Origin of the sequence: Flavobacterium resistens (assembly GCF_900182645.1) — a bacterium.
GTDB classification, from domain to species: Bacteria; Bacteroidota; Bacteroidia; order Flavobacteriales; family Flavobacteriaceae; genus Flavobacterium; species Flavobacterium resistens.
Map to the genome: position 1 here is coordinate 1,095,802 of NZ_FXTA01000001.1, position 13,171 is coordinate 1,108,972.

Consider the following 13,171-nt stretch of genomic DNA (forward strand, 5'->3'; position numbering starts at 1 on the left):
TACAATACAATTAGCTGTACTTTTAAATCATAAAACAATCATTTAAAATCAAAAAAATGAATAACCTTTTCTTAAAATGTACTCTTTTTGGTCTTGCTTTATTGGCAGGTCAAAATACAGAAGCACAAAACGCAGATAAGAACAAAGATGAATTGTCTGTTTACCGAGTTACCGCTCAGAAAGTTCACGATTTAGTTCACACTAAACTTGACGTATCCTTTGATTATGGCAAAAGATACCTTTATGGGAAAGAGTGGCTTACTTTAAAACCACATTTCTATGAAACCGATTCACTTACACTTGACGCAAAAGGAATGGATTTTAAAGAAATTGCAATTACTGAAGGAAACAAAAAAACACCTTTAAAATATACGTATGACAATGAGCAGCTTTTTATCGCTTTAAACAGAAAATACAAAAGCACTGAAAAGTTCACTATTTACATTAGTTACACCGCAAAACCAGATGAATTAAAAGCAAAAGGAGGTACCGCAATTACAGATGCAAAAGGATTATATTTTATAAATCCTGATGGAAAAGATGATAAACCAATCCAGATCTGGACACAAGGAGAAACAGAATCTTCATCGGCCTGGTTTCCTACAATCGACAAACCAAATCAGAAAACAACTTCTGAAATTGCGATGACGGTTGACGCAAAATATGTAACCTTATCTAACGGTAAACTGGCGTCACAAAAAGTCAATTCAAACGGAACCCGCACGGATACCTGGAAAATGGAATTACCACATTCTCCTTATTTGTTTATGATGGCTGTTGGTGATTTTAAAATATCCAAAGACAATTATAATGGCAAAGAAGTAAGCTATTATCTGGAACCAAAATATGCCCCATACGCAAAACAAATATTTGGAAAAACTCCGGATATGATGAACTTTTACAGCAAAATGCTAGGTGTTGAATATCCATGGACAAAATATGCGCAAATCGTTGCCAGAGATTATGTTTCTGGTGCAATGGAAAATACATCTGCAACTTTGCATGGCGAGTATGTACAGAAAACAGCCAGAGAATTATTGGATGACAATCAGGAAAGTACGATAGCTCATGAGCTTTTTCATCAATGGTTTGGCGATTATGTAACGGCTGAATCTTGGTCAAATTTAACAATGAATGAATCGTTTGCCACTTTTGGAGAAGTACTTTGGCACGGTCACGATGCTGGACAAGATGCAGAAGACAGATCGCGTTATGAAAAATTGCAGAATTATTTGCGTTCTCAAAAAAATGGTGACAGTCCTATTCTAGCACGTTTTCATTACAAAAACGCAGACGATATGTTTGATAATATCAGCTATTCTAAAGGCTCTATTATTTTATATGCTATGAAAAACCAAATGGGTGATGAAGCATTTTTTAAAGGACTAAATCATTATTTGACAACAAATGCTTATAAATCTGGTGAACCGCATCAATTGCGTTTATCAATGGAAGAAGTGACTGGAAAAGATTGGCTACCTTATTTTGATCAATGGTATTATAATGCTGGAAGTCCGATTCTCGATGTGACTTACAAATATGCTAATGGAAAAATCATCATTACGATAAGTCAATCTCAGGATAGTTCGGTGCAAACCTTTACATTGCCTCTGAAAGTTGATTTTTATGTAAACGGAACTAAAATAAGAAAGGATCTTTTAATTAATAAAAGACAACAAAGTTTCAGTTTTGACCTTCCTTCAAAACCAGAGTTTATAGATTTGGATCCAGATAAAATCTTAGTTGGCGAAGTTAAAGTAGATAAAAAAACGGTTGCTGATTATCTATTCCAATATAAAAATGCGCCATCGTATTACAACCGAATCGAAGCCATAAAATTTGCTTCAAAAGACAGAAGTCAGGAATCACAACTTATTTTACTGGAAGGTTTAAAAGATCAACAAGAAGATTTAAGAGTATTGAGCATCAAAGCAATTGATTTAAATGAAAAACAAACCAAAGATCAGGTTTTAAAAACGCTTCTTGATATTGCTAAAAATGACAAAAAGACAATTGCCAGAGCAAATGCTATTGTAAAATTAGCTTCTACAGAAGATGCTTCTTATAAAAGTTTGATGGAAGAAAGCATTAAAGAACAATCATACAACGTAATTGCAGCTGGATTAGCAGGATTAACAAAATATGCACCAGCCGAAGCAGATAAAGCATTGGCTTCATTAGATGACGATACAAAAAAACATGTAACGCCATTAATGAAAAGATTTAATAGTCAAAAATAATTAGCAAGGTCCATTTGAATTGTTTTGTTTTTGAAAACCTCTCTAATCTGGTTCATTAGAGAGGTTACTTTTAAATAAAAAACCAAAATCACAGCAAATGAAAAATTTATTTTACCTGTTTTTTGCTTTTCTTTTAGTCTCTTTTTCGAATGAAAAAAAAGAGTCCGAAACAACTGTTTCTATTCCGCTTGCGGGAAATGCATTCAGTTCTGAGCATATTGACGGAAGCAATACAATTACTGAAAATGGTATCGAAAACTGGACAAATGCAAAGGAATTTTTTACTGTTTATTTTAAAATTTCAAAACCAGGAACTTTTCAGATTTCTGTTGAAGAATCAGTAGAAGTTTTTGGAAAATCGGAAGTTGAATTTTCAATAAATAATGAAGTAAAAAAAGCAACTTTCAATACTTCAAAAAAAGCGGTTTCCATTGGAACCTGGACAATAAAAAAAGAAGGTTATGTTGCCCTAAAAATAAAAGGAGTCAGTAAAAGCGGTACTCAATTTCCTTCCATCAACCGTTTAACAATTTCAAGCAAAGATTTTGATGGCAAAATTTCTTATGTGCCAAATAATGAAGGAAACTTTTATCATTGGGGACGTCGTGGGCCTTCGGTTCATTTAAATTATCAAGTTCCTGAAAATGTAAATGCAGAATGGTATTACAACGAAATTACAATTCCTAAAAATGAAGATAAAATTGGCTCTTATTTTATGGCAAATGGTTTTGGCGAAGGTTATTTCGGAATTCAAGTAAACTCGGCAACAGAAAGACGAATCCTGTTTTCAGTTTGGAGTCCGTTTACGACAGATGATCCAAAAAGTATTCCTGAAAATCAGAAAATAAAAATGCTGAAGAAAGGTGAAAATGTTCACACAGGAGAATTTGGAAATGAGGGTTCAGGAGGTCAAAGCTATCTGAAATACATGTGGAAAGCTGGAACAACATATAAATTCTTATTGCACGGAAATCCTCAAAACGATAATTCTACAAATTATACCGCTTATTTCTATGCACCAGAATTAAAAAAATGGTTGTTGATTGCAAGTTTCAATCGGCCTCAAACGCATACTTATTTAAAAAGATTTCATTCCTTTTTAGAAAATTTCGTTCCCGAACAAGGTGATTTATCTAGAAGAGTTCTATTCAATAATCAATGGGTTTGTGATGAAAAAGGAAATTGGATTGAAATTAATTCGGCTCGTTTTACCACAGACAATACTGGCGCAAAAGGGTATCGAATGGATTTTGCAGGTGGACTCGAAAATGATTCTTTTTATTTAAAAGATGGTGGATTTTTCAACAATTTCACAACGCCAAAAACAATATTTACAAGACCTTTAAACAACAAAAAACCAGAAATAAATTTCAATACTTTGCCATAAATGATGAAGTATTAAGCAACAAAAAACAAATTAATTTACTCATGAAAACTACATTTTTTAAATCTGCAATAGTTCTTTTTCTTTTGTTCGGATGGACAATTGCATCGGCACAAATGATCAAGACAAAAACACCTGCACGTGCAAAAGGTCAACAAGATGTACTCAGAATGGCAGCAGAGCCAATCCCAACTGTTCGTATTGCTTTCATCGGACTTGGAATGCGCGGTCCGGGAGCTGTTGAACGCATGACACATATTCCGGGCGTTGAAATTGTTGCTCTTTGCGACATGACTCAGGAAAACACTTCAAAAGCAAATGAAATTTTGACTAAAGCTGGATTTCCAAAAGCACAGGAATTTTATGGTGATGAAAATGCATGGAGAAAAGTAACAGCATTGCCAAATGTAGATTTAGTTTATGTGGCAACAGATTGGCTTCATCATGCCGTAATTGGAGTTCAGGCCATGAAAGATGGAAAACACGTTGCAATTGAAGTTCCAGGAGCTTTGACTATGAAAGAAATCTGGGAACTGATTGATACTTCCGAAAAGACGAGAAAACATTGTATGCAATTGGAAAACTGCGTTTACGATTTCTTCGAATTGACGACTCTTAACATGGCTCAGCAAGGTTTGTTTGGAGAAATTCTTCATGCTGAAGGTTCTTACATTCATGGTTTACAGCCATTCTGGGGAGAATACTGGAACAACTGGAGAATGGATTACAATATCAAACACCGCGGCGATATTTATGCGACACACGGAATGGGACCTGCGTGTCAGGCACTAAATATCCACCGTGGTGACAAAATGAATTTCTTGGTTTCAATGGATACAAAAGCGGTTGGAAATCCTGCTTACATTAAAGAAAAATCAGGGCAAGAAATTAAAGATTTTAGAAACGGAGACCATACCATGACTATGATTCGTACTGAAAACGGAAAAACAATCCAAATTCAGCACGATGTTACTTCTCCTCGTCCGTACAGCAGAATGTACCAATTAAGCGGTACAAAAGGTTTCGCAAATAAATATCCATTAGAGGGTTATGCTTTAGATGGAAAAGAATTAAGTGATGATGTAAAACCAAATCATGAAAAACTAAGCGCACACTCTTTTGTTCCTGAAGAAGTGAAAAAAGCATTAATGGAAAAATACAAACATCCAATTGCAAAAGGAATTGAAGAACAAGCTAAAAAAGTAGGCGGTCACGGCGGAATGGATTTTATTATGGATTATCGTTTAATTCATTGCCTTCAAAAAGGACTTCCTCTTGATATGGACGTTTACGATTTAGCCGAGTGGTCTTGTCTTGGTCCATTAACAGAAATTTCATTGGATAATAATTCGGCTCCTGTTGAAATTCCAGATTTTACCCGTGGAGGCTGGAATAAACTTAAAAAATTAGAATTTTCTGAGTAAATATTTTTTATTGGTTAGTTAAAAGGAACAAGAGGGCATTATTTTAAAAAAGTGCTCTCTTGTTTATTACAGTTATTTATACTATTTCGAAAATGAAAAAAATCATACATATTCTTTTGTTTTTGCTTGTCATAAATTTATCATCCACTGCACAGCAAAAACAAACCTTTGCCATTCAGGATGGAAATTTTCTTTTAAATGGAAATCCAGTGCAAATTCACTCTGGCGAAATGCATTACTCCCGAATTCCTCAACCGTATTGGAGACATCGTTTAAAGATGATGAAAGCGATGGGTTTAAATGCTGTTGCTACTTATGTATTTTGGAATTATCATGAAATTGCTCCCGGAGTTTGGGATTTTAAAACAGGCAATAAAAATTTAGCCGAATATATTAAAACCGCTCAGGAAGAAGGTTTGTTTGTGATTTTACGTCCAGGACCTTACGTTTGTGCGGAATGGGAGTTTGGAGGTTATCCTTGGTTTTTACAGAATGTTCCAAATATGGTTATTCGTGGCAATAACAAGGAATATTTAGCTGCTACTAAAGCTTATTTTAATGAATTATACAAACAGGTTGCCAATTTACAAATTACGAAAGGCGGACCAATTATTATGGTTCAGGGCGAAAATGAATTTGGTTCGTATGTGTCACAGCGAAAAGATATTCCGTTAGAAGAACATAAAAAATATAGTGCAGCTGTTTTTCAGCAATTAAAAGATGTTGGTTTTGAAGTTCCGTTTTTTACTTCAGATGGAAGCTGGCTTTTTGAAGGTGGTGCACTCCCTGGAGCTTTACCGACAGCAAATGGTGAAGACGATGTTGCAAAACTAAAAAAAGTGGTTGATCAATTTAATAATAATCAAGGTCCTTATATGGTTGCCGAATTCTATCCGGGTTGGTTAGATCATTGGGCAGAACCATTTCCGACTCAAAAGTCAGAACAAACGGTTCGCCAGACTAAAAAGTATTTAGACAATAATGTTTCCTTCAATTATTATATGGTGCATGGCGGAACCAATTTCGGATTTACTTCTGGTGCCAATTATGATAAAGAACACGATATTCAGCCCGATATGACATCATACGATTATGATGCGCCAATAAGCGAAGCTGGTTGGGCAACTCCAAAATACAATGCTTTAAGAGAACTTTTAAAAACTAAAGAAACACCAAATATTCCTGAACAATTTCCTGTAATCACGATTCCAAATATTTCTCTTTCGAAAGTAGTTGACTTAGAAGATTTAAAATCGAAAATTGATCCTATAATCGAAGATACGCCACAAACATTTGAGCAGTTAAATCAAGGTGACGGTTATGTTTGGTATAGCAAAAAATTTACACAGCCTATCAGCGGTAAATTAGAATTAAACGGATTAAGAGATTATGCAATAGTTTATCTTAACGGAAAAAAGGTTGCCGAATTAAACCGTTATTACAAAAAATACAGCTGCGAAATTGAAGTCCCTTTCAATGCGACTTTAGATATTTTAGTCGAAAATATGGGACGTATAAATTATGGTTCTCAAATTAATTCTAACAATAAAGGAATTATCAGTCCGGTAATTATTAATGGAGAAACGATTACCGGAAATTGGGAAATGTATAAATTCCCAATGAATAGAGAACCTGACTTAACGGCTTACAAAAACCCAGGAAAAGCAAATCGTCCTGTTTTGTACCAAGGAGCTTTTGATTTGAAAAAAACAGGAGATACATTTCTAGATATGAGAGATTTTGGGAAAGGAATTGTCTTTATCAACGGAATCAATATTGGCCGTTATTGGAGTGTTGGTCCACAACAAACGCTTTATGTTCCAGGATGCTGGCTTAAAAAAGGAAAAAACCAAATTACCATTTTTGAACAGAAAAATGAAACCATTCAAAAAGAAGTCAAAACAATTACAACGCCAATTTTACAAGATTTAAAACCTGAAAAAGGTTAAAACAAAAAAGCCATTCACCGCGGTGAATGGCTTTTTTTATATTCGTTTAAAAATTAACTCCAGTTGAAAGTAATTTTCTTTTCTATTTCACTACTTAAACTCAAAAATACTGGGCAAGTCATTGCAGCACGTTCCAAAATAGTTTTGCTTTTTTCATCAGCATTACTTTTCATTTGAAATACAATTTCAATTGCTCCAATTCTTCTTGGTTCTGCATTCATGATTTTAGTTACTTCCGCTGTAGAACCTACGAAATCAACTTCTAAATCACGGGCTTTAATTCCCATAATTGTCATCATACAACTTGCTAAAGCATTGGCAACTGTATCTGTTGGAGAAAAAGCCTCGCCTTTTCCGTTATTATCTAATGGCGCATCTGAGATAATTTCGCTTCCAGATTGCACGTGAATTGAACTTGTTCTTAAATCGCCTAAATAGGTTACTTTTGATGTCATTAATTTGCTGCTTTTAAAGTTAAATCGGTGTCGTAATATAAAATGTAAACACCTTTGTTTGCGTGTCCGCCATCTTCTTTTTTGTAATATTGAAATTTATTATCCACTTGTTCTGTGGTCATTAAATCTGCTGTTTCCTGATATGTTTTTCCTTGAACCAAACGCATCATAGTGTCAAAAGTAACATCAAATCCTTTTGTTGCATAAGTATTTGGATTCACTTTATTTTTCAATCGGTATTCTTTTTTGAAAATCAATGCTCCTGCTTCGTCGCTTTCGCGGGTAATAGAAGGATACATCAATTTCAATTTCACCAAATTATCAAAACTGATTTCATCTGTATCTAATGTACTGTTTGGTTCTAAAATAACCAATTGTACCTGACATGTTTTTTGCGAATCAAGCAATGCTTTTATCGTTGTTTTTACCATTGCTGTATTTCCTGTTTCCATAACAACATAGTTCATTCTTCCTGGAAGAAGCAAACCTTTTAGATTAGCAACATCTAATCCGCCAGTTTCTGTTAAAGAAGCAAACACTACTCCTTTTTGATTCTGTTTAATATAATTTATAACCGATTCTTTTTTCTTGTCAACAACGGCTACTATATTTCCATTTTTTGCACGCATATAATCAAAAACCGAATTACGGATTACATCATTAGACGGAATCGCCTGATATAAATTATCAATTGGGTTTGCAGTATCTTTTGATAACGGAGAAATTACCGGAACGTTATTTGAACGAAGTGCATTTGCAGTTGCTTCAGCGTTACTTTGATAAAATGGTCCAATAATCGCGTTGGCATTCTGCAGTTTATTCTGAGCAATCAAACTAGAAATATTCGATGAAGTTTTAGTTTCTCCTGAATCGTAAATGGCAACATCAATTGGTAATTTCAAAGTTTTAGCTGAATCAATTGCCATCATTGCTCCCGAATAAAAATCCAGCGTCATATTTAAAAATTTATCGTTTTTAATTCGGTTTGCAGCACTTGTAGTATCGCTTTGCATTTTAGCCAAATTAAACGGCAATAATAAAACTACTTTCTGACGATCAGTCTGACCTCTTTTCTTTGTCAGTTCCACTATTTCAGGATCTGCAGAAACAGTTTCAGATTTAACTTTATCAACAATTTTAATGCCGCTTGGAGCTGAAGTTTCTATAGCTTTTTCCATTGGTTTTTCAACAGCTTTTTCTACTGGCTGTGCCTGAGCAATAATCGGCTGAGGTGCTAAATATCCTGTCGGAACTTTCAAAACCATTCCTTCTTTTACACCTTCAGAAAGTGCTGGATTTAATGCTGTCAGTTCCTCTTGACTCAAATGAAAAGTTCTTCCTAGACTATAAAAAGTCTCTTTTGGCTTCACTTGATAATCCATGTAAGTTGTTGCCTTTTTAGAAGTTTCCGCTTTTTTAGTTTCAGTAGGTTTTGCTGTATTTGCAATTGGTGCTGCTTCCGTTTTTGGAGCAGTTCCTTTTATAGTCAATCGGTATCCAACTGGAAGGTTTGAAACAATTTCAGGATTTCTTTTTTCCAATTCTTCAACTGTCATATTGTATTGCTTTGCAATGCCAAATTTTGTTTCCTTTGGCGCAACATCATGATACACATATTTTTCCTGTGAACTATTTTTAGACGGTTTAGCATTAGCAGCTGTTTTTGCAGCTGAACCTTTTGCCGGAATTACCAATTTCTGTCCAACTACAACTCCATCTTTCTCTAAAAATGGATTTGCAGCTTTCAACGCTTCATCTGAAATATCATATTTATGTTCAATACTCCAAAAAGTTTCTTTTGGCTGTACTTCGTGAATAATTTCTTTAGAATTCGCCGTCGTTTTCGCCACAGCTGGTTCAGATTTTATCGCTGTTTTTGAACCGCTTGCAGGAATCAGCAAAACCGTATTTGGCTTTACGCCATTTCTTGCATCAGGATTTAATACATAAATATCATAAGGCGTAACTTTAAATTTTAATGCAATCTCATTTACAGTTTCACTTCCTGAAACGGTATATTTTACTGTCTTTCCCTGCGAAAAAGCAGAACAGGTTACAAAAAAAACAAGAAACAATAATGTTGAATAATATTTCATAATAGACTTAAAACAATTTAATTTTTAATTCAAAAACAAGTTACTAAATTCTTGTCAGAGCAAGATTCGAGCCAGTGTTAATTCCGTCCCAAATATTATCTCAGATCAATCTCGACCTTAGCAATAATTATCTCTTTATATAACTCATCTTCTTCCTTTTTCTTGCATTTATACAAAACTTCTTCCATGTTTTCGAACTTATCCGAGTAAACATAATACGAAAGACTGTTTATATTGAAAAAGAAACTTGCGTTAAAATCACCAGAATCAATAAGTTTCATGATAAGCTTATCGCGTAGTGTTGCGTCTGTAAATATACCTAAAACTAAGTAATAGCCGTTTGAAACTTCTTTAAGATTATCAAAAACTTCAACTTTTACTGTTTTGTCTTTTTTAAGCGGATTTTCTTCCAATTCGCGTTTCATCTCTTCTAATGAAACTACTTTTGAAGTTTCAGAAATCCCCGATTTATTTTGTTTTTTAATCGCCTCATCCTGATACTTTTTCAACTTTACCAAAGCCAGTTTATCGTCAAATTTTCGAGCTTCCATACTATAATAAGAAGCTTTGCTGATGTGTCTTTTTACTTCAATTTGTTTTTGAATGTCTAATGAATCGATTTTCGCTATTAAAAGCTGATTTTGCGCATCACCTTGCTCCTGCTCGATTTTATAACGCTTGATTTCTTCTAAAGAAAGTCTTTGTTGAATTGAAGTTACATTATTATTTTTCTCGCTTTCGCGGATTTTCTTTTTATATTCCTGATTTTCTTCAACAGCTATTTTTTCTACTTTGTTCATCAAACCGGCATATGCTTTTCGATTTTCTCCCAATTCTTTTTTCAGTTGAGAAGATAATTCACTCGTTTTTCCAATGCTTTCATACGATTGTTTTTCCAGACGTTTTGACTCATCAACATTCATAATATCCATTCGTTTCAATTCAACTAAATCATTATTCATTGTATTTACTAACGAATCTAATTTGGCCATCAAAATATCCTGAACATTTTTATTGGCTTCTAAAACCAAACGTAATTTTTCAACCGAATTTTCTTTAGAACCATTCATATCATTCAGATTTACTTTCAAATCATTGATTTTTATAATCTTCTGATTCATTTCTTTCTGAATAACCAATCTGTCTTTCAAATCTTCTAATTCTACAGTTTTGGCTTTTGTTTTTTCAACCACAACTTGTTTTTCTGCAAGAGCAAGCATCAATTCCTCGCTTTCATTTGCGGGTTTTATTTCTTTTGTGTTGATGGCTAATTTATTTCCAATAATCAATCCGTTTACAATTTCGGGATTTTGTGATTCTAATTGATCGATAGAAATTCCGTATTTTTTTGCAATCGAAAATTTCGTTTCTTTTGGTTCAACAACATGAAAAATAGTTTCTTTATTAATCACACGAACTCTTCCGTCTAAAGTTTTTCTTTTATTCGGAATTAAAATAGTTTGCCCGATCTGCAATCCGTTTTGCAGCAATTCTTTATTTTCATTTTCTAAATCCTGAACCGAGACATTATATTGTCTGGCAATGCTGAATAAAGATTCTTTAGCAACAACAAGATGCGAAGCTTTTGAAGTATTTGTATTTTCAGTTTTCGAAAGATTTGAAGCATTTTGCGGAATAATTAATTCCTGGCCAACCTGAAGTCCGCCGGCGAGAATTTCTTTATTGGCTTCCTGAAGTGCTTCTTGAGAAACTTTATATTTTTTTGATAAACCGTAAAGTGTTTCCTTTTCCTCAACAATATGAGTAATTTGTTGGTCTGATTTTATTTTTTCAGAAGAATGAACCGGAATCTTAATAATCTGATTGTCTTTGATTCCATTTTGAGATTCGGGGTTGAACTTGTAGATTTCATCAACCGAAACCTTATATTTTTGGGCTATAAAATAAGCGGTTTCTCCCTTTTGAATTTTGTGCTCAATAAATGATTCTTGCGCAATTATTCTGTTAAAAGACAAAATAAAGACAAGAAAAAACGTTAAAAATTCTCTCATAAATAGTAGGTTTAAAAAATTAAGGCATTACAAATGTAACGCCTTAATTTGAAAAATCTTACTATTCCCACTCAATTGTTGCAGGTGGTTTTGAACTAATATCGTAAACAACGCGATTCACGCCTTTTACTTTATTTATAATATCATTTGATACTTTCATCAAGAAATCATAAGGCAAATGAACCCAGTCAGCCGTCATACCGTCAGTAGATTCAACAGCTCTAAGCGCCACTACTTTTTCATAAGTACGCTCATCGCCCATTACTCCAACACTGTTTACAGGAAGCAAAATTGCTCCAGCCTGCCAAACTTTATCGTATAATCCCCAAGATTTCAATCCTTCAATAAATACCGAATCAACATCTTGTAAAATTTGTACTTTCTCAGGTGTAATATCTCCTAAAATTCTGATTGATAATCCTGGTCCTGGGAAAGGGTGTCTTCCTAATAATTCAGGATCGATTCCTAATGTAGCTCCAACTCTTCTCACTTCATCTTTGAAAAGCATTCTAAGCGGTTCTACAATTTTTAATTTCATATAATCTGGCAATCCACCAACGTTGTGGTGCGATTTAATAGTTGCAGATGGTCCTTTTACAGAAACAGATTCAATAACGTCTGGGTAAATTGTTCCTTGCGCTAACCATTTTACGTCTTCTAATAAGTGTGATTCATCATCAAAAACTTCGATAAATACACGACCAATTGTTTTACGTTTCGTCTCTGGATCACTGATTCCGGCTAATTCGCCAAGGAAACGATCTCCGGCATCTACACCTTTTACGTTTAATCCCATTCCTTTGTATTGATCTAATACACTTTGGAATTCGTTTTTACGTAAAAGTCCGTTATTAACGAAGATGCAATATAGATTTTGTCCGATTGCTTTGTTTAATAAAACTGCTGCTACAGTAGAATCTACTCCTCCAGATAAACCAAGAACAACTTTATCGTTTCCTAGTTTTTCTTTTAATTCTGCTACCATTTCGTCAACGAAGGCATTTGGAGTAAAGTTTTGAGGAACTTCAGCAATTTTAACCAAGAAGTTTTCTAACATCTTTTTACCATCTGTTGAATGGTAAACTTCTGGATGGTATTGAATTGCATAAGTAGTTTCGCCTTCAATTTTATAAGCTACGTATTCTACATCATGCGTGCTTGCTAATTTTACAGCATTTGTTGGAAGCGCTTTGATACTATCGCTATGGCTCATCCAAACCTGGCTATTTTCTGAAACTCCTTCGAAGAAAGTTTCGCCTTCTTTAATATAAGACAAGTTTGCTCTTCCGTATTCTCTTGTATTAGAAGCTGCTACTTCACCACCGCTGAAATGCGCTAAATATTGCGCTCCATAACAAACGGCAAGCAAAGGCATTTTACCTCTAATTTGCGATAAATCAGGATGCGGTGCATCTTCTCCTCTAACAGAGAAAGGGCTTCCTCCTAAAATTACGGCTTTATAACTTGATAAATCACTCGGAATGTGATTGTAAGGGAAAATTTCGCAGAATATATTTAATTCGCGAACTCTACGCGCAATAAGCTGAGTATATTGCGATCCGAAATCTAAAATAAGTACGTTGTGTTGCATGCGCAAAAATACTTTTTATA

General features: G+C 34.2%; 8 protein-coding genes. 4 read left to right on the forward strand and 4 right to left on the reverse strand.

Features of this window, described 5'->3' with window-relative positions; genetic code table 11:
- Positions 1 to 56: 56 nt before the first annotated feature.
- From FN795_RS04730 to FN795_RS04745, 4 genes are all read left to right on the forward strand, one after another.
- Positions 57 to 2,240, forward strand: coding sequence for a M1 family metallopeptidase (locus FN795_RS04730; protein WP_142449594.1), 2,184 nt, complete (start codon positions 57 to 59; stop codon positions 2,238 to 2,240).
- A 97-nt stretch (positions 2,241 to 2,337) separates the two neighbouring features.
- Complete coding sequence (locus FN795_RS04735; RefSeq protein ID WP_142449595.1) at positions 2,338 to 3,627, forward strand: DUF3472 domain-containing protein; 1,290 nt, start codon at positions 2,338 to 2,340, stop codon at positions 3,625 to 3,627.
- Between the two features lie 41 nt (positions 3,628 to 3,668).
- Entirely contained in the window at positions 3,669 to 5,048 is a 1,380-nt protein-coding gene (locus FN795_RS04740) for a Gfo/Idh/MocA family protein (RefSeq protein ID WP_142449596.1), read from the forward strand.
- 92 nt (positions 5,049 to 5,140) lie between these two features.
- Positions 5,141 to 6,997: a glycoside hydrolase family 35 protein gene (locus FN795_RS04745; protein ID WP_142449597.1), complete on the forward strand. Its 1,857-nt coding sequence runs from the start codon at positions 5,141 to 5,143 to the stop codon at positions 6,995 to 6,997.
- Between the two features lie 53 nt (positions 6,998 to 7,050).
- Here FN795_RS04745 and FN795_RS04750 read toward each other — a convergent pair whose 3' ends face one another.
- The 4 genes from FN795_RS04750 to guaA all read right to left on the reverse strand — a co-directional run bounded on the left by FN795_RS04750 (position 7,051) and on the right by guaA (position 13,151).
- Positions 7,051 to 7,452, reverse strand: coding sequence for an OsmC family protein (locus tag FN795_RS04750; RefSeq protein ID WP_142449598.1), 402 nt, complete (start codon positions 7,450 to 7,452; stop codon positions 7,051 to 7,053).
- Positions 7,452 to 9,548 (reverse strand): PBP1 and LysM peptidoglycan-binding domain-containing protein, encoded by a 2,097-nt coding sequence (locus FN795_RS04755; RefSeq protein ID WP_142449599.1) that lies wholly within the window; start codon positions 9,546 to 9,548, stop codon positions 7,452 to 7,454. Before FN795_RS04755 ends, FN795_RS04750 begins: the two co-directional genes overlap by 1 nt.
- A 95-nt stretch (positions 9,549 to 9,643) precedes the next feature.
- Positions 9,644 to 11,560: a LysM peptidoglycan-binding domain-containing protein gene (locus FN795_RS04760; RefSeq protein ID WP_142449600.1), complete on the reverse strand. Its 1,917-nt coding sequence runs from the start codon at positions 11,558 to 11,560 to the stop codon at positions 9,644 to 9,646.
- A gap of 61 nt (positions 11,561 to 11,621) precedes the next feature.
- Positions 11,622 to 13,151 (reverse strand): glutamine-hydrolyzing GMP synthase, encoded by a 1,530-nt coding sequence (gene guaA / locus FN795_RS04765; protein WP_142449601.1) that lies wholly within the window; start codon positions 13,149 to 13,151, stop codon positions 11,622 to 11,624.
- Between the last annotated feature and the right edge of the window lie 20 nt (positions 13,152 to 13,171).